21 protein-coding genes are annotated in these 19041 nt (G+C 39.2%); 20 read left to right on the top strand and 1 reads right to left on the bottom strand.

Annotated features, from left to right (window positions below):
- Positions 1–18: 18 nt before the first annotated feature.
- The 13 genes from napG to LH29_RS10650 all read left to right on the top strand — a co-directional run bounded on the left by napG (position 19) and on the right by LH29_RS10650 (position 11555).
- The gene (gene napG, locus LH29_RS10710; RefSeq protein WP_045029472.1) at positions 19–807 is read left to right on the top strand and encodes a ferredoxin-type protein NapG; all 789 of its coding nucleotides are present in this window, start codon (positions 19–21) and stop codon (positions 805–807) included.
- Positions 804–1625 carry a quinol dehydrogenase ferredoxin subunit NapH gene (napH, locus tag LH29_RS10705; RefSeq protein WP_045029469.1) on the top strand — a complete coding sequence of 274 codons (822 nt, stop codon included), beginning with the start codon at positions 804–806 and terminating at the stop codon, positions 1623–1625. The genes napG and napH overlap by 4 nt, the downstream gene beginning before the upstream one ends.
- Positions 1615–2220: a nitrate reductase cytochrome c-type subunit gene (locus LH29_RS10700; RefSeq protein ID WP_045030207.1), complete on the top strand. Its 606-nt coding sequence runs from the start codon at positions 1615–1617 to the stop codon at positions 2218–2220. Before napH ends, LH29_RS10700 begins: the two co-directional genes overlap by 11 nt.
- A 6-nt stretch (positions 2221–2226) precedes the next feature.
- Positions 2227–2565, top strand: a complete 339-nt coding sequence (locus tag LH29_RS10695) for a chaperone NapD (RefSeq protein WP_045029467.1) — start codon at positions 2227–2229, stop codon at positions 2563–2565.
- A gap of 173 nt (positions 2566–2738) precedes the next feature.
- Positions 2739–3326, top strand: coding sequence for a TetR/AcrR family transcriptional regulator (locus tag LH29_RS10690; RefSeq protein WP_045029464.1), 588 nt, complete (start codon positions 2739–2741; stop codon positions 3324–3326).
- A gap of 15 nt (positions 3327–3341) precedes the next feature.
- Entirely contained in the window at positions 3342–3680 is a 339-nt protein-coding gene (locus LH29_RS10685) for a cupin domain-containing protein (RefSeq protein WP_045029461.1), read from the top strand.
- 59 nt (positions 3681–3739) lie between these two features.
- Complete coding sequence (locus LH29_RS10680; protein ID WP_198152426.1) at positions 3740–4306, top strand: TetR/AcrR family transcriptional regulator; 567 nt, start codon at positions 3740–3742, stop codon at positions 4304–4306.
- A gap of 22 nt (positions 4307–4328) precedes the next feature.
- Positions 4329–5654, top strand: coding sequence for a TolC family protein (locus LH29_RS10675; protein ID WP_198152425.1), 1326 nt, complete (start codon positions 4329–4331; stop codon positions 5652–5654).
- Positions 5655–5660: 6 nt separating this feature from the next.
- Positions 5661–6713 (top strand): efflux RND transporter periplasmic adaptor subunit, encoded by a 1053-nt coding sequence (locus LH29_RS10670; protein WP_045029453.1) that lies wholly within the window; start codon positions 5661–5663, stop codon positions 6711–6713.
- 7 nt (positions 6714–6720) lie between these two features.
- Positions 6721–9816, top strand: coding sequence for an efflux RND transporter permease subunit (locus LH29_RS10665; protein ID WP_045029450.1), 3096 nt, complete (start codon positions 6721–6723; stop codon positions 9814–9816).
- Complete coding sequence (locus LH29_RS10660) at positions 9813–10259, top strand: DUF2141 domain-containing protein (RefSeq protein ID WP_082063586.1); 447 nt, start codon at positions 9813–9815, stop codon at positions 10257–10259. The genes LH29_RS10665 and LH29_RS10660 overlap by 4 nt, the downstream gene beginning before the upstream one ends.
- Positions 10260–10295: 36 nt before the next feature.
- Positions 10296–10685, top strand: a complete 390-nt coding sequence (locus LH29_RS23800; protein ID WP_052670786.1) for a TetR/AcrR family transcriptional regulator — start codon at positions 10296–10298, stop codon at positions 10683–10685.
- 54 nt (positions 10686–10739) lie between these two features.
- Positions 10740–11555, top strand: coding sequence for a glycosyltransferase (locus LH29_RS10650; RefSeq protein WP_082063582.1), 816 nt, complete (start codon positions 10740–10742; stop codon positions 11553–11555).
- A 75-nt stretch (positions 11556–11630) separates the two neighbouring features.
- Here the strand turns inward: LH29_RS10650 and LH29_RS10645 are convergent, their stop codons facing one another.
- Positions 11631–13871 (bottom strand): nitric-oxide reductase large subunit, encoded by a 2241-nt coding sequence (locus LH29_RS10645; protein WP_045029445.1) that lies wholly within the window; start codon positions 13869–13871, stop codon positions 11631–11633.
- A 107-nt stretch (positions 13872–13978) separates the two neighbouring features.
- Between LH29_RS10645 and ric the strand changes: the two genes are divergently transcribed.
- From ric to LH29_RS10610, 7 genes are read left to right on the top strand one after another with little or no spacing between them, the layout of a single operon-like run.
- On the top strand, positions 13979–14707 hold the full coding sequence (gene ric / locus LH29_RS10640; protein WP_045029443.1) for an iron-sulfur cluster repair di-iron protein: 729 nt from the start codon (positions 13979–13981) through the stop codon (positions 14705–14707).
- A 4-nt stretch (positions 14708–14711) separates the two neighbouring features.
- Entirely contained in the window at positions 14712–15158 is a 447-nt protein-coding gene (locus LH29_RS10635; RefSeq protein WP_045029441.1) for an RrF2 family transcriptional regulator, read from the top strand.
- A gap of 8 nt (positions 15159–15166) precedes the next feature.
- A complete protein-coding gene (locus LH29_RS10630; RefSeq protein ID WP_045029439.1) occupies positions 15167–15874 on the top strand; it encodes an aspartate/glutamate racemase family protein in 708 nt (235 codons plus the stop codon).
- Complete coding sequence (locus LH29_RS24300; RefSeq protein ID WP_045029437.1) at positions 15864–16064, top strand: ferredoxin; 201 nt, start codon at positions 15864–15866, stop codon at positions 16062–16064. The genes LH29_RS10630 and LH29_RS24300 overlap by 11 nt, the downstream gene beginning before the upstream one ends.
- Positions 16065–16067: 3 nt before the next feature.
- Complete coding sequence (locus LH29_RS10620; RefSeq protein ID WP_045029435.1) at positions 16068–17309, top strand: DUF438 domain-containing protein; 1242 nt, start codon at positions 16068–16070, stop codon at positions 17307–17309.
- Positions 17310–17312: 3 nt separating this feature from the next.
- Entirely contained in the window at positions 17313–17831 is a 519-nt protein-coding gene (locus LH29_RS10615) for a DUF1858 domain-containing protein (RefSeq protein ID WP_045029434.1), read from the top strand.
- 8 nt (positions 17832–17839) lie between these two features.
- A complete protein-coding gene (locus LH29_RS10610) occupies positions 17840–19027 on the top strand; it encodes a DUF438 domain-containing protein (RefSeq protein WP_045029433.1) in 1188 nt (395 codons plus the stop codon).
- Positions 19028–19041 lie beyond the last annotated feature (14 nt).

The following is a 19041-nucleotide window of genomic DNA, read 5'->3' as shown; positions in this document are numbered from 1 at the left end:
AAACGGGAAAATTGCAGCATGAGTAAAAGCAGTAAAATATCGCGACGAAAACTTTTGGGGAACCTGCCAAAAGGCTTGGCCACGCTGGGCTTGGGAGGTTTGTTCTGGGGAAGTCTGGTGAAAGAAACTTCTGCAGAAAGTTTGGTGCTTCGCCCGCCGGGTGCGCTCCCCGAAAAGGATTTTCTGAAAGCTTGCCTGAAATGTGGCCAATGTGTGGAAGCTTGTCCATATGATACGCTGAAGCTGGCGCCTGCTGCAGCCGATAACCTGGCCGGAACACCATATTTCGAGCCGCGCGCAATTCCGTGTTACATGTGTACCGATTTTCCGTGTATAAAAAAGTGTCCGTCGGAAGCATTAAGCGAAAAAGAAATTACCATTGACGGGGAAGCTTCTATTAATAATTCGAAAATGGGACTGGCCGTGGTTCATAAAGAATCGTGTATTGCCTACGAGGGAATTCATTGTTCGGCTTGTTACCGCGCTTGTCCGCTTATGGGTGAAGCCATTCAGCTTATTTTTGATAAAAACGAGGTAACACAAAAGCATGCTAACCTAAAACCGGTTGTAAACGGTGATATTTGCACGGGTTGCGGACTTTGCGAACATGCCTGCATTATGGAGGAATCGGCCATTAAGGTATTGCCGCCGCACGTTATAGAGGGAAAGGCGGGGACACATTACATAAAAAGCTGGGATCCGGCTGATGAAAACCGTTTAACCGATATTCCTGAAACAAAAAAGAAGGAAGATGTGGAATCGACACTCGACTACCTGAACGACGATAATCTATTGGATGACGAATGAAGGTTTTATACACATATCGTTTTCTGATTTTGCGACGGCTTAGCCAGTTTTTGGTGCTTTTTCTGTTAGCTGCCGGAAATTGGTTCGGATGGCAGATTATGAAAGGCAACCTGAGCTCGGGAGAACTTTTGGGAAGCGTAAAACTAAGCGATCCTTATGCCGTTTTACAAATGCTGGCAACCGGATTTTGGGTAGGAACCGACATATTGGTGAGCGCAATAATCGTACTGGCATTTTACACCCTGTTAAGCGGCCGCATGTTTTGCAGCTGGGTGTGTCCGATGAACCCGGTAAGTGATTTTGCGCGCTGGCTGCGTCCTGCGCTTGGCATTGAAAAAAGTACTTTAAGCGTTTCCAAATCGTTCCGCTACTGGTTGTTGGGGCTTAGCCTGGTACTCTCTGTAATAAGCGGGGTAGCAGCTTTCGAGGCCATTAGCCCCATCGGGTTTTTACACCGGCAGGTTGTTTTTGCCGCCGGTTTTGGGTGGGCAATTGTGCTGATCGTGTTCTTCTTCGATCTTGGAATCCTGAAAAACGGATGGTGCGGATTTCTTTGTCCGCTGGGTTCTTTTTATGCTGTGGTTGGCAACTTTGGAGTGCTTAAAGTGAAGCATGAAAAGGGAAAATGCACCTTGTGTAACAAGTGTTTTCAGGTATGTCCGGAACCGCAGGTTTTGGGAATTATTGGCAAAGAAAATGGTTTTATAAAAAATGGCGAATGTACCAACTGCGCGCGCTGTATTGAGGTTTGCGACGACAAAGCACTTGGGTTTTCACTTCGGATAAAACGAAATAAAAATAATGGAGATGATAGCTAACTTTAACTCAACAAAAAGACTGATTTTACTACTTGTTTTTGCGGTGGTTTTGTTTTCATGTGCCGAAAATAAAAAAAATGAAAACACGCTGATAGACGAAGACAAACTTGGTTTTATTGATGCCGATGTGGAATCGGAGGACACCAATTTAAAGAGCATGACCGAATACGCAATGGATGTTCCCGGACAAAGCGAAACCATGGAACGCGCCTTTGAAAATGCGCCGCCTTTAATTCCGCACACCACGCTTAACTTTTTCCCGATAACCCGGGATAACAACATTTGTTTTTCGTGTCATCTTCCCGAGCGGGTTGAAGAAACCGGTGCAGTGCCGATTTCGCCCACTCATTTTACAAACCTGCGCCCCGAAATGGAAGAAAAGGCTGGCATTTATTACACTACATTTGATGGGAAGCTGGCGATGTCGGAGTCAAAAAATTTCAATAATGCCTACTTTAATTGTTCGCAGTGCCATGTGCCACAGGCTGATGTCACCGTAAACATTGAAAACCTGTTTACACCTGAGTTTCGCGATGTGCTGGCACGCGACAAATCGCAGTTAAAAGATAAGATTAGCGAAGGAATTTCAGAATAAAACACTATGAATGTATCGAGCCTGATTATTACGACACCTGTTGAATACGAAGAAACAGTGATTCAGCTAATAAACGAAAATGCACTTTGCGAGTACCATGCGCATAAAGACGGGAAGATTGTGGTAACCATAGAAGCGGCTTCGGTTAACGACGAGGTTAAAGTAATGAAGCTAATTTCAAAAATGCAGCATGTTATTTCGGTGGAAATGATTTACTCGTACTGCGAAGATGAATTGGAACAGGAGCGTGACAAATTGGAATTGGAAGGAAAAATCCCCGATTGGTTAAACGAGGAAAACGCCAAAGCCGAAGACATCGTTTACAACGGGCATATTAAATTTTAATTTCCAATAAAATGGGAGAGTAGCATCGGTTTTGAACAAAACAATACACCAAAACTAGTTTATACCATATTTGAATATTTTAGGAAAAAGGAAAAAAATACAGAAATGTTTGGTTATATAATATTAATAGTTTTACTTTGTGAGTGAATATTCACATACTTTTAGTGTAGATTATGTCGCAACAATTATCCGATCGTCAACAACAGATTATAGATGTGTCACTTGAGTTGATTTCTGAAAATGGAATTCAGGGGCTTACAATAAAAAATCTTGCAAAAAAAATAGGTTTTTCCGAATCAGCTATATACAGGCACTATGAAAATAAAATTGAAATTTTAGTGGCAATTCTGAATTATTTTAAAGAGAATACAGAACGTATTTTTGTTACCGAACTGAAATCGGATGAAGATACGATAACAAAAATCCAGAACCTTTTTATTAATCAATTCAGGATTTTTACAAAATCGCCATCCTTTTTGGCCGTTATTTTTTCCGAAGAGTTATTTCGTAACGAGACAATTCTGAGTGAACGGGTAGCCGAAATAATGAATAATAATTTAGACACACTTACACAAATAATAAGAATCGGACAAAATAAAGGCGAGTTGAGAAACGACATTGAAGCTTCGCATTTGGCCCTTGTAGTGATGGGGGCATTGCGGTTATTTGTAAAAAAATGGCAAATCTCGAATCATTCATTTGATCTGAGAAAAGAAGGTTTAAAAATTACACAAAGTATATCAGTTATTATTAAAAACTAATTTGAACATATAAAGATGAAGATTATCAAATTATCAGACCAAGACAAAGAAGAAACTCCTCACAATGTAGATGTTCGTAAAATGTACGATAAAAAATCTGCTCAGGCAGTACACATTACACTTCAGGCAGGTGAAGCATTAAAACCTCACATTACCTCATTGGATGTATTTTTCTATGTTTTGGAAGGAACACCAACAATTCAGATTGGAGATCATAAGGCGGAAGTTTACAAAGATTGTTTGGTCGAAAGCCCAAAGAACATGGTTCATTGTATAGACAATCTTTCTTCTTCGACTACTCGTATTCTCGTAGTTAAAGCTCCAGGACCTACAAGCAAAAGCAAATTACTTTGAACGGATTCATTTTTTTTTGAATACTAAGTGAGTGAATGTTCACTTTTATTTATAATGTCATGAAAACAAATAATACACAAATCTTAGGTATAGCGGCCGGAATAATAAAAGATTCCGGCTTAGCTGCCCTTTCCATTCAAAAACTGGCCGAGAAGTTAGGTGTAAATAGGAAGGAACTTGATTCTCACTTTTTAGAAGAAGATAATGATATAATTCTTATTATTCTGTTAGCATTTGAAAATGATTTGATTCTTTTGATACGAAAAATTAAGAATAGGCACACTACACCGGAAGCAGAATTAAAATTATTCTTTAAAGGTCTCTATTCTCTCTTCCTCCAAAAAACACATTATTTATCAATTCTATTCGATAAAAATTTGCGTCAACGTAATAATGAAATTAAAAAGGCTATACGAAGAATTAAAAGTTTATCAGTAAAATACCTTACTGATTTAATTGAGGAAGGAAAAGATACAAATACATTTAAAACACCATTGTCTTCCAGGTTTTTAGCACACAGTATACTAGCTAGTTTCCGAAGTATAATGAACGATGAACAACGAATGAACGAAATGATTATAGAATTAAAAAACATAGAAAATCAGAATATAAAGAATGAAGTTTAAAAAATTTTTCAATACGAAGTTAGTGAGTATTCACAGACAGTGTTTGTGTTTGGTGTTATTTGGGCTAATAATTTTATCGTTTTCTGCAAATGGCCAAACCTGGTCGTTACAACAATGTATTGATACGGCATTGGTGAATAACAAAAATCTACAAATTAGTCGTAACAACATAAAACTTGGTACAGAAAGGCAGGGTGAAGCAAAAGCAAATTTGTTGCCGAAAATTAATTTAAGTGCCGATTACAAGTATTTCCTCGATTTGCCTTACCAGCTTATGCCGCAGTCGGCGTTTGGTGGCACCGAAGGGCAGTTTAAAGAAATGCAAATGGGGGTTCCGCACAATATTAGTACCAGCATTCAACTTACGCTACCGCTTTATAATCCGCAAATTTATGGGGGAATTAAAAGCACACAAATTGCTGTCGAATTAAACGAACTTCAGTACGAAAAATCAGAAGAAGAAATACTTTTTGAGATTTCAAACATTTATTACAACGCCCAGATTTTATTGCATCAGCAGCATTTTATTGAGGGAAATTTAGCCAATACGCAGAAGCTACGGAAAAATCTGGAGCTACTTTATACTCAGCAAATGACAAAAAGAAGCGATGTAACAAAAGTAGTATTACAGGAAGAGCAGCTTGAAACTCAGCTAGAGCTGGTTAACAGCAATTACAAGCAAGTACTTAATGCACTAAAGTTTTTAGTGGGAATTTCGTTTCAGGACGACATGCTAATTGAAAGAGAAATTAAATTTGATGTACCAGCCGCTTATACGCATCTGTCAATTGTTGATTTAGACTTGGCCTTAACGCAAAAAGAATTACTGAAAAGCGAATTACAGACCTTAAAAAACTCGCGACTGCCAACAGTTTCCTTGTTCGGTAGTTACGGTCAGAATGGATTCGGCTACAACGAGGAGCCGAACGAATTTTTAGAATTCTTCCCCAGTAGTTTTACCGGACTACAACTTACGGTGCCCATATTTAGCGGAACTGTTACTCAACGTAAAATAAAACAGAAGAAAATTGAAATTGAGAATAGCAGATTGCAACTCCAGAACATAGCAGAACAGAATAATATGTTGGTTGAAAATGCTCGGCGAAAAAGATTGGTTACCAAACAAACTATTGATAATACATTGAACCAAATTGATTTGGCCGAAACAGTTTATCACGATATGTTGCTTCAGCAAAAAGAAGGAACATCAAGTTTAACCGAAGTACTAATGGCAGACAATGCTTTAAGAGAAGCCCAACAAAGCAATTTATCTGCAATTGTTGATTACCTGAAAGTTGATTTAGAACTCAAAAAATTAACAGGCAACATCTCACAACAGAAAAACTAGAACACCATGATAAAAAAAATTATTTTAATTGCAGTAGCCATAGCCATACTTGCCGCTACTGCTTTCAAACTCAAAACGAATAAAGAAGTGGCGGAAAAAAGGGTTTACAAATACGATATTGATAAACCAATTACCGTAAAATCCATAGTATTAAAACCTGAAAACGCAGCAACCAGTACTGTTTTTGCAGGGAATTTTCAAGCCTTACGTGAGAGTAAATTGAGTACCGATGTGCAGGGAAAAGTTCTTGAGATATACGTTGATCAAGGAAGTATGGTTGAAGAAAACCAGGCTCTAATTCAGCTCGATAATTCGCTACTAAAACTTCAGCTGCAATCGGTTGAGGTAAAAATTGAAGAGCTAACGAAGGATGTAAAACGTTATAAAGTATTGACTGAGGCCGATGCTATCCAGGGAATCCAGCTTGAAAAAACAGAATTGGCTTTAAAATCAGCCTTAATTCAAAAAGCTACCTTACTGGAGCAGATCAATAAAACCACTATTAGGGCACCTTTTAACGCTGTAGTTACAGCAAAAATGACCGAAGAAGGAGCTTTTGCTGCACCTGGTATTCCGTTGTTACAAATCACTGATATTTCAATACTGAAATTTACTGTAAATGTACCAGAGAATAGCTTGTCGAAGTTTGAGCTGAATAAAAATTATACAGTTTCTGCTGATGCTTTTCCTGATATTCAACTTTCAGGCCAAACAACAATGCTTGGTAGTAAGGCCAATATAGGCAACAGTTTTCCGGTTCAATTATTGGTTAAGAATACTAATAGCCACGAAATTAAGTCGGGTATGTTTGGGAAAGTAATATTGCAAGACGATACCGACACATCACAAATTACAATTCCGGCTTCGGCACTTGTTGGAACTACTATAAAACCACAGGTTTATCTGATAGAAAACGGTAGAGCGCAACTACGCGACATTATTGTTGCTGAAAGAATTGAAAATAGAATTGTTATTGCCGGCGGTCTTAAACCAGGAGACGAAATTGTAAGTAATGGTTTTATCAACTTGTATAACAATGCCAATGTAAACCCAAAATAGTCACACTATGAATATTACTGAAATATCGATAAAACGACCGTCACTCATTATTGTTCTTTTTAGCGTGTTTACACTTCTCGGAATAGTTGGATATAAAAATCTGAGCTACGAATTGCTCCCCGATTTTAATCAACCCGTGGTAGTAATAAAAACGATGTATCCTGGTGCCGAACCACAGGAAGTTGAGACTTCTGTTTCACGCGAAATAGAGGATGCTCTTTCGAATTTAGAAGGTGTGGATTACCTCGAAACAAAATCAATGTCAAATGCGTCGGTTATTATTGCCAACCTAAAATACGGCACTGATATCGACAATGCCATGCAGGATGCACAGCGTTATATCGACAATATTATTCAAGATCTTCCGGATGATATTGAAAGCCCATCGATGAGTAAGGTATCGCCCAACGATTTACCGATAATGTCGATTAATGCCACTAGTAATTTGCCTGCTACGCAGTTTTATCAGAAAATGCAGGACGACTTTCTTCCACAGATTCAGCAACTTCAGGGGGTGGCCGAAATAACTTTGTTGGGTGGCGAAGAGCGTGAGATTCAAGTAAAAGTGGATCAGAATAAACTAAAACTTTACAAGCTTTCGCTTACACAGGTAGTCGAAGCTATAAATCATTCAGGACTTAATTTGCCAGCCGGGAAAGTTCAGTCAGCCAAAGAAAATACCCCGGTACGGTTGATGGGAAAATTTTCAACGGTAAGCGAATTAATGAATGTGCAGGTTGCCATGCCGGTTCCCGGAAGCCCGGTTTACGTGAAAGATTTAGCCACAGTGATCGATGGCGTTAAAGAAATAACTTCGGTGAGCCGCTACAACGGAAAAAACGGAATCGGCTTGCTGCTAAAAAAACAAGGCGATGCCAACGCCGTTGAAGTTTCGAAATTAGTTCGCGAAAAGCTGCATGAAATTGAAACGAAAAATATCAGTTCCGGTGTAGAATTTATTATTGCCGACGATTCAACCGACAATACCATTGCAGCTGTCAACTCGGTGGTACACGATTTAATTTTGGCGGTAATTCTGGTCTCGGTGGTGATGCTACTTTTCTTGCGCAGCTATCGCAATTCGTTAATTGTACTTGTGGCTATTCCTACATCGCTGGTAACGGCATTTGCCATTATGTGGCTACTTAACTATACGCTCAATCTGATGACGTTGCTGGCCATGTCGCTGATTATTGGGATTCTGGTTGATGATGCTACCGTGGTTCTTGAAAATATTCAGCGCCACCTCGATATGGGAAAAGATAAACGTTCGGCATCAATGGATGGACGTATGGAAATTGGATTCTCGGCCGTTTCGATAACCCTGGTTGATGTGGTGGTTTTCCTACCAATTTTATTTTTGCAGGTTTTTATTTCAGATATGCTGAAACAGTTTTCGGTGGTAGTGGTAACATCAACACTTACCAGTTTACTGGTGGGATTTACTTTAACACCATGGTTGGCTTCACGCATTGGTAAAAAAGATGATTTGCAGCCTACAAACATTTTTAACCGCTTTTTGCTGTGGTTCGAAAAACAGCTCGAAAACTTTAGCAATTGGTACGAAACGCAGTTGGTTTGGGTACTTAACCATAAACTAATTTTTACAGTATTGGTTGTGCTGCTAATGGTTTTTACCGCCGGAATGATGAAACAGGGGATCATCGGTAAAGAAATGATGGCTACCGGCGATCAAGGGAAATTTCGTTTAAACCTCGAATTCGATAAAACGACTACCGTTCAGCAAAATAATATTGTTTCTCAGCAGGTCGAGAATTTTATCCTTCAACACAACGAGGTTGATATGCTGTTTAGTAACATTGCCGGCCCCAGCTCCGGAATTGGCAGTTTGGGAATTGGAGAGGCTAACAAATCGGAGTTTACTATTCAGTTAAAACCAGAAGATGAGCGAGGCATAAAAACCGAGGCTTTTATGAAACAGCTACGCCGCGAGTTGGAAGCCGAATATGCAGGTATTAATTTTTCAATGGCGGTGCTAGGTTTGATTCCAAAATCAGCACCCATACAAATTACTCTTAGCGGTGCAAAACTGGCCGATGTGCGAAAAAACTCGGAAGAATTGCAGGCTGTTATCAAACAAATTCCGGGAGCCGACAATGTACAGCTTTCGGTTGTTGATGGAAATCCGGAGTACCAAGTACGGCCCGATAAAGATAAAATGCAGCGTTTGGGCTTAAATACTGCATATGTAGGGCAAAATTTACGAACAGCTTTTACAGGAAATGAAGATGCCATGCTTACCGAAGACGGCACCGAGTATCCGGTACGTATTTGGCTAGATGATTTGAACCGGCAGAATTATGAAGATGTACAAAATATAATGCTTATTAATCTGATGAATCAGCCGGTTGAAGTTTCGCAATTTGCGACGGTTTATCAGGATCAGTCACCTTCGATGCTTGAGCGACTCGATCGCCAGCCGTCAGTTACATTAACCGCCGAATCCTTTGGCCGTCCTTCGGGAACACTTGCCGACGATGTGCTGGCTCATCTCGATAAAAATCCGTTGCCTGAAAATATTCAGTTAACCTGGGGCTCTGACATTAAACGACAGAACGAAAGTTTTGGAGCTCTTAGCGGAGTATTACTTATTTCCTTCGTTCTTATATATTTGATTATGGTGGCTTTGTACGACAGCTACATCTATCCGTTTGTGGCTTTGTTTGGAATTCCGGTAGCTGCAATTGGAGCCTTTCTGGCACTTAATTTATCGGCAAAGGATATCACTTTATTTGCTTTACTCGGACTAATTATGCTGATGGGATTGGTAACAAAAAATGCCATCCTGATTGTTGATTTTACCAACCAACTTAAAGCCCAGGGGAAATATTTTAAGGAGGCGCTGGTAATTGCCGGAAAAGAACGGTTGCGCCCGATTTTAATGACAACTCTTTCTATGGCAATTGGTATGTTACCCATTGCTATGGCACAGGGTACGGCGAGCGAATGGAAAAACGGCCTGGCCTGGGTGATTATCGGCGGACTGATGTCGTCGCTAATTCTTACCGTGTTTTTGGTTCCAATGGTGTATTATGTTGTTGATGCAATGAAAGAAAAAATTGTTACACGAAAACTAAAATGAAAACTTTTTTATTGATTTTATTCTTGCACATAGGATGGCATGTAGTTGATACTTTTCAAATAAAAGGCGATACGTGTTCGCTGACAGTAAATGTTACTGGGTTACGAAATAACAAAGGTTTTGTAATGTTTGCTTTGTACAATACTGATGGATCTTTGCCCGACGAGCATTATAAAAATTTTTATCGACTGCAGTCTGCTGAAATTGCAAACCATTCTTCAAAATTTACATTCAAAAACCTGTCGGCCGGGAAGTATGCTGTTAATGTCTTACACGACGAAGACGAAAATCAAAAAATTAAAAAAGGTGTGATTTTGCCTAAAGAGGGGATTGGCTTTTCCAACTTTGAAAAGATTGGACCCTTAAACAAGCCTAATTATGAAAAAGCGTCTTTTGTTGTTGAAGGTCAGAAAGATATTGAAATTGAGATCATTTATTTTTAACCCGAAATAAAAGATAAAATTAGAAATCTACTAAAAATGGCTAATCAAGGAAATGATATACGGTTTGAAACTGAGATAAAGATTTTTAATGCAGCCTACAATCAATTTCTATTGTTCGGGTATCACGGAACAAGAATAAGGTATATCGCAAAAGAGGCAAAAGTGTTGCCTGCTGCAGTGCATTATTATTTTCGATCAAAAGAGAAACTATATGTAAAAATCATTTATCAAGTTATTAACGACATATTTGACAACGAGCAGGAGGGAATTGGAAATAGGGGGGAGTACACTAGACAAAAATGGTTTCTCCAAACAGAACTGTACAATAACCAGGATCTTTTATGTAAATCTTTACAGGAATTATATCTGAATAAATGGGACGCAAAATTGAGTAAGATTCGAGAATATCTTGAAACAAAAACTTAAAACGAGAATTGTTCTCAATCCTAGAGATTAAAGTTACTTAATTCTTCAATTTATATGATTATTTCACATAAAATAAATAATTTAAAATCGAGCATAGTCATTTATACTCATAATAATGAAAAAAATATTGTGAATATCGTTGCGACCTGCTGTAAAATAATGCCTGAACAGGAAGTTATTATTTTAAATGATAGTTCTGATGACAATACGAATAACCTATTAGATACCCTTTCTGGATATTATGATTTTATTCATTTGACTTTTAAAAATAAAATTGGAACTGGAAGTGCTATTGTTGAAGGTATTATTCATTCAACAAGTGAAATCTTAGTTCTCATAGATGCCAGTGTAGAAAACATCAGTAAAGAGTTTATTGGAAAGATGTTACAGCTAATAAATAGATCAGCTTGTGATATCGTAGAAACTTATCCATCCAATCCATTTATAGACAATGATATGGTCATGCCTAATGCCGCTTTTGGGACAAAGGCATTGGTGAAAAAAGAAATATTTCCTCTAATTCAAGATCTAGTAGGTGTTAATTATAACCTGGACTTCTTCATTGATTTATATTATCGATTAAACAGGAAACGAATCCAATATTTAAATACAGATGAATCCTGTCTTCAAGATAGTGATATGGGAAATCTTCAAGTAAGGAAAAAAGATAGAAATGTTCTCCAAGATAGAATGCCAGAATATTATTTGGCCGATTTGGAATTAGTAATAAAAAGGTTGAAGAATTTGTTTCTAAATCATAATCAGTATAGTCCTTTTTCAATATATAGTGTACAGAAGGATTTAAATCAAAGAATTGAAGAGCTGCATAAGATTACTGTATTGAAAACATCTGGGATGAAAAGTAGCTAGCAATTTACACTGTTATGGATTACAATTTGTGAGGAACTAAGCTGAAATAATCGATTATCTCAGCTTAGCTTTAGATTACTTTTTAACCGACCAGCCAGTTTTCAAACCGAAAACGAACCAGCCCAAATACAGAGCTCCAATCGCAAAAATTGTATCGCCAATTGCACGTAGCCAACGAATCGTTTCTAAAGTTGGACTTTCCAGAAATTCGGCAGAGCGGGCATACCATAAACCATGTTTTACGCTGGCAACAGTCTGCGCCAAACCTACCGGCAATACGCTAAGAACTACCATTAGCAACAAGCCTATATTCATCATCCAAAATGCATTGCGTATTGTTTTTCCTTTCCAAACCGCATTTAAGTCCATATCACGTAAAACAAACAGCATCAGTCCGATTCCCAACATACCATAAACCCCAAATAACGCTGTGTGACCATGAACCGGAGTAGTATTTAATCCTTGCATGTAATACAGTGCAATTGGTGGATTAATTAAGAATCCAAAGATTCCGGCACCGAGGAAATTCCAGAATGCCACGGAAACAAAAAAGTATATCGGCCATTTGTAAGCGGCAACCCATTCTTTAGCACGGCTCATCCGTATGTTGTGATAGGCTTCAAAACCCATTAGTACCAGAGGAACTACCTCCAAAGCACTAAACGTTGCTCCCAGTGCAAGAACGGCCGTTGGTGTACCTGTAAAGTACAAGTGGTGGAAGGTACCTATTATACCTCCGGATAGGAAAATGATGGTAGAAAACAGCACACTTGACGTTGCAATTTTTGTTTGAATCAGCTGCATTCGCACAAAAAGAAAGGCGATTGCCACAGTTGCAAAAACTTCAAAAAATCCTTCAACCCAAAGGTGAACGACCCACCACCGCCAGTATTCGGCAATTGCAAGGTGAGTTTGCCGTCCCCACATTAAACCGGCAGCATAAAAAGCAGCAATAGCTATAGATGAAATCAGGAACATGGTAAGCAAATGCCTGTTCTCATTTTTTGCTTGTAATGCCGGCCAAATGGCACGCCCCATTAAAAATAACCACAATACCAAACCTACCAGTAGGAAAATCTGCCAGAACCTTCCTAAATCAACATATTCGTAGCCCTGGTGTCCAAACCAGAAATTTTCAACAAGTCCCAGCTTTTGCATTACGCCCATCCATTGGCCGGCTAAAGAGCCAACAACAATGATCAGCAAGGCGATAAATAAAAAGTTTACGCCAAAGCGCTGAAATTTTGGTTCTTTACCTGAGATGGCCGGTGCTATAAATAGTCCGGTAGCCAGCCACGAAGTTGCTATCCAGAAAATGGCCAGCTGTATGTGCCAGGTTCTTGAAATAGAATAGGGGAGAAAATCCGCCAGTGGCAGGCCATAAAAGCCTAGTCCTTCCACTCCATAATGTGCCGTTACGACTCCCATAAATATTTGTACCAATATAAGTGCGGTTACCACCCAGAAATACTTTAAAGTGGCTTTCATCGACGGAGTAAGTTGGGTTCCCGATAAAGGATTTACCTTCGGAATATCCGGATTTGTATCTTCTTCGCGATTGGTAGCATAATACCAGCCGAGTAGTCCAACGCCAAAAAGCAAAATAATTACACTGAATCCAGTCCATAATAGCAATGAGCCTGTTGGCTCGTTACCAACCAGTTTTTCAGGAGGCCAGTTATTGGTGAAAGTAATATCTTTTCCGGGGCGTTCGGTAACCGTTGCCCAGCTGGCCCAAAAGAAAAACGCATTCATTTTGTCCATTCGGTCTTCGTCCTTAATCGAGTTGGCCGGAATAGCGTATGCTTCCCTTAGATGCGCCAAATCAGGATCATTCATAAATAAACCGGAATAATGGGCACTGTTACTTTTAATGGCTTCGGCACGAACTTTTGAAACTACGAGACTTTGCGAAGCTTTGTCGTATGTGTTTTTCCGCAGTTCGTTTTGAAGGCGTTTTTGAAGAAGCGCCTGTTTTTCGTCCTGCAGGTCATCATACGATTGAGAAAATTCGGCCAACGACCAGGTGTCTAAAATAAAAAGGGCTTCTTTATGCAACCAGTCGGCTGTCCAGTCGGGGGCTTTGTAGGCGCCGTGCCCCCATATGGTTCCAACTTCCTGTCCACCCATTGATTGCCAGACGTTTTGGCCGTCTTTAATATCGGCCGAGGTGAATAAAACTGTACCATCAGGCAGTACTACTTTTTCAGGAATGGGAGGTGCTTGTCGGTAGATTTCCCGGCCAAAATAACCAAGTATTCCAAACGAAATTACCATTACGAGGATAAAACCGATCCAGAGTTTTTTAGAATTCATAAATAATGATTTTAAAGTTTAGTACTGCAAATGTATAATAAAATCATAAAAGGACCCTGTAGTCCCTTGATAAAATGTTTCTATATTTGTCAAAAAATATAATAGCTATGGAAATCAGAAAAAATTTAACAGTAGGAGAGATTGTAAAAGAGAATTATAAAACCGCTCAGGTATTTGACCGAAACCACATCGATTTTTGTTGTGGAGGTGGTATAAGTCTTGAAAAAGCCTGTGAAAAAGCAAATGTAGATATTGCTACTTTGTTGCCGGAATTGGAAACAGTAGTGCAGGCAAACGATCCGGATTCAAAATATATTGATTCGATGGAACTGAATGAGCTGTGTGATTATATTGAAAAAAGGCATCATTCCTATGTCAACGATAATATTCCTTTTCTGCAGGAGAAACTCAATAAGCTTTGTAATGTTCATGGCGAAAATCATCCGGAGCTTTATAAGGTGCGCGAATTATTTGAAACGGCTGCCGGTAACCTCACTACGCACATGAAAAAAGAAGAGTTGGTTTTGTTTCCTTATATCCGCAAATTGGTAGAATCGAAAAACGAAGGTAATCCGGCCACGTCTGAATTAGGAGGAATTGATGCACCTATTCAAACCATGTTAGATGAACACCAGGCCGAAGGCGAGCGCTTTTTTGAAATAGCCGCATTAACATCAAACTATACCTGTCCGCCCGATGGGTGCAATACTTATCGTATTACCTATCAAACATTAAACGATTTTGAGCAGGATTTACACCGACATATTCATTTAGAAAACAACATTCTATTTTTGAAAGCATTAGCTTTGGAGAAAGAAATAATTTCGAAAAACTAAGCTTATGTTGGCTAAAAGTACAGAATATGCGATACGCGCATTGGTTTTCGTTCAGCTCCGAAACTGGGAGGGAAAACGACCGGGGGTTATAGAGATTGCAAAAGAAATAGAGGCACCTTCTGCGTTTTCAGCAAAGATCTTGCAAATGCTTACCCGCCATCGATTACTTGATTCGGCAAAAGGCCGTGGCGGTGGATTCTTTTTTAACGGTGAACAAAAGGAATTGACGCTATACCAGGTGATTCATGTAATGGAAGGGGATGCCTGTTTTCATCGATGTGTTTTCGGACTAAAATCATGTAACAATGATAATCCGTGTCCGTTACACGAACAATATAAAGAAGTGCGCGATAAATTTTTCGAGATTGTTCAGGAAGAAACTATTCAGTCGCTATCGGAAAAAATACGAAAGGGAGAAGCCGTTTTAAACCGTTCAATTGAAAAAGAATAACAGGAAGAATGAAAAAAATTGGAATTATTGGGGGCCTGGGACCTGAAGCCACTATTGATTACTATAAGGAGATTATCAATTTCTTTAACTTGAAAAATAAAACGGGAGGAAATGTTTACCCGGAAGTAGTAATCTACAGTGTTGATATGTGGAAATTTGTGGGCTACCTGGGCAATAATCAAAAAGAAAAGGCAATTAATTACATTGTTGAACGGGTAAAAAGCCTGGAAAAAGCCGGTGTTGATTTCTCCGTTTTAAGTGCAAATACGCCCCATCTTTTATTCGCCGAGATTCAGCAACAGGTAAGTATCCCGCTAATTAGCATTGTTGAGGCCTGTGCCCGTGAAGCACTGTCGTTGGGCATAAAAAAATGTGGATTGATCGGTACGCAGTTCACCATGAAAAATGATTTCTACCGGAAGGTATTTCAAGGGTACGATATTGAAATTGTAGTTCCCAACCCGAAACAGATTGAATACATAAATCAAAAGGTTTTTAACGAAATTGAGCTGGGGATTTTTAAAGACGATACCAAAAATGCTTTCCTCGAAATACTTTCGAAAATGAAGAATGAGCAGCAAATTGAAGCGGTTATTCTTGGCTGCACCGAATTCCCGCTGATGTTTACAGAAGATTCGTATATGGAAATGCCTTTCCTGAATACTACAAAAATTCACGTAGATGCCGTACTAAAAGAATGTTTAAGTGACGATTAAAAGAGTTTGGCGAGACGACAGCATAAACACCTGTATTGCCTGTAAAATGTGTCATCTTTTTGCACCGCGGGTATTTAAAGTATTCGATAAAATGATTGTAGTGCCGGGGCTTGATTACACCTTATACGAACAGGAAATTAAAGAAGCAGCTGAGAATTGCCCCGTACAAATTATAAAATTTGAGAAATAAGCTATGAGTGAACTAATTAACAATTCGAAGTACAGAAAGGAACAACTAAAGCATTTGATTTTAAAACTGCATAAGGGAGAATCGGCTGATAGTGTTCGGAAAGAACTGGTGGAATCTTTGAAAAATATTCCTTACGGCGAAGTAGTTGAAGTGGAACAGGAACTGATGCAGGAAGGTTTGCCGGAAGAGGAAGTATTAAAACTCTGCGATGTTCATGGCTCAGTGCTGGAGGGAAATGTTGATTTGTCGGGGGCTAAAGCCATTCCTGAGGGACATCCGGTTGATGTATTTCAGCAAGAGAATGTTGAGCTGCGAAAAGTGGCAGAACAGGCCAAACAGCAGCTCTATGAGCTGCCACGTGTAAGCGAAGGTGAATTTAAAACCTATGTGCTGAAGTTGGAAAGTCTGTTTAACCAGTTAATGGATGTTGACAAACATTACCAGCGAAAAGAGTATCTGGTTTTTCCTTATCTCGAAAAAAATGAAATCACCGGGCCGCCAAAAGTAATGTGGGGCAAACACGATGAAATTCGTGATCAACTGAAAGCCTGTATAACTATTCTGAAAACACCCGGACTGAAACAGGAAGATCTTTTTGATTCGCTTGAATTGTTGTTTTATGTCACTGTTCAGGGTTTGGTTGATATGATTAAAAAGGAGGAAGAGATTTTGTTCCCCATGGCCATGGATGTGCTTACTACCGAAGATTGGTGGAATATTCACAAACAAACACTGGAATATGGTTTTTCGCTGTATGATCCAAATGTTGAATGGAAGCCGGAGGGACTTACCGAAGAAGCAGCTGAAAGTAACATTACTTCTGACGGAAATATTCAGTTGCCATCAGGGAGTTTTTCTGCCGAGGAAATAAAAGCAATTTTGAACTCAGTTCCCTTCGACATGACTTTTGTTGACAAAAACGACAAAGTGAAATATTTTACCCAGGGAAAAGAACGGATTTTTGCCCGCAGTCGCTCCATTATAAACCGCGATGTGCGTTTGTGCCACCCCCCGGGAAGTACTCATATTGTTGAAAAGATACTGGAAGATTTTAAGTCGGGAAAAGCTTCACACGCACCGTTCTGGATACAAATGAAAGGCAAATTCATTAAAATCGAATATTTCGCGTTGCGTGATGAAAATGGCAACTATCTTGGAACACTGGAAGTTTCGCAGGACCTTTCCGAAAACCGCAGTTTGGAAGGCGAACGAAGGATTTTATCTTATACTGACGAAAAAGAATAAGCGATGGAAAAACTGATTATCACACCCAAAACGAAAATATTTGATCTGCTGGAAGCCTATCCACAGCTTGAAGATATTCTGATTAGTGCGGCACCTCCTTTTAAAAAGCTTCGGAATCCGGTGTTACGAAGAACCATTACCAAAATTACAACTTTAAGCCAGGCAGCAACTATTGGTGGATTGAAAGTGGAAGAGCTGATCAATAAACTGAGAGGTGAGGTTGGCCAGAGCAATGTTGATACGGTTGGCGATGAAAGTGTACATTATAAAACTAAAAAACCGGAATGGTTCAACGAGAGCAGTATCGTGGAAACAATTGATATCCGGGAGATGTTGAATGCAGGAGAACAACCGGTTCATGAAGTAATGTCAGCTATTAAAAAATTGAAAGAAAGTGAAATACTGAAAGTAATAGCGCCTTTTATTCCGGCTCCGTTGCTGGATAAATCACTAAGCATGAACTACAGCCACTGGCTTAACAAGAAGTCGGAGGAAGAATACTGGGTGTTTTTTGTTAAATAGGAAGTTTTATGTCGGAATTCACAAAAACCAACGAGGAAAGGCTTATAAAATTAAAAGAAGTTTCAAGACTTATCCTCGATACCGGAAATGCACATTCCTTTGTTATCACCAATAAAGATTTTATACCATCGGTTATTCCCAGTGATTTTATTGCCCTATTCGATAGCCTGGTAAAAGAAGGATACCCGGTTGAGGACCTAAAAAAGCTTGCCAGTAAACTTTTGAATATATTTCATATTCCCATTGAAACTTACCCAAGAATAGAATCTCCTGCCGATTCATTTTTAGCGGTGTTGGAACAAAATAACCGGGAAATGGTGCTGGTGTTGGATGAAATAAGACCGGTATTTAAAGCCTTTGTAAAAGATCCGGAGAATGATGCTTTTCAAACGGAGTTGCTCAATAAGTTCAGACAGTTGGAGGTTTTTGTAAAACATTACACAATTAAAGAAAACGTACTCTTTCCGGCCATTGAAAAAGCCTGGCCCGATTACCGTTGCCTGCAGATTATGTGGTCTATCCATGATGATATCAGAGCTAATATAAAGTTTGTGATCGCCCAACTTGAAAATGGATCAATTGAAATAAAACAATTTAATCGGTGCGTGGGCGATATCTTTTTTAGTATGATGGCCATCAAATTCAGGGAAGAACATATCTTGTTTCCTGTGATTCATTCTACTATTGACGAAGAAGAATTACAAGCGATGAATCGTTTAGGCTTTGAAATTGGCTATCCATATATCCAACCCCGAAATATTTCCGAGGAAGAACAAGTTAGTGTTGCTGATGGATTTATAAATCTTGGAACCGGAATTTTAAAAGCAGAACAAATTAAACTGATTTTCAATCATCTCCCCGTTGATATTACTTATGTTGACGAACACGACAAGGTTCAATACTTTTCTACTCCTCCAAAAAGAATTTTCCCGCGAACGGTTGCAATCATCGGGCGCGAAGTTAAAAATTGCCATCCGCCGGAAAGTGTGCATGTGGTGGAAAAAATTGTGGAATCGTTCAGGTCGGGCGAAAAAGACCAGGCTTCTTTCTGGATAAAAATGAAGGGAGAGTTTATTCTCATACAGTACTTTGCGGTAAGAGATCAATCTGGTAATTATAAAGGAGTGATTGAAGTGTCGCAGGAAATTTCCGATATAAAAGCATTGGAAGGGGAGAAACGCTTGCTCGACTGGTAGTTAAGCCACGTAAA

It is taken from the genome of Draconibacterium sediminis, from assembly GCF_000949475.1.
Classification (GTDB): Bacteria; Bacteroidota; Bacteroidia; order Bacteroidales; family Prolixibacteraceae; genus Draconibacterium; species Draconibacterium sediminis.
This window is presented reverse-complemented; position numbering and strand designations above follow the sequence as displayed.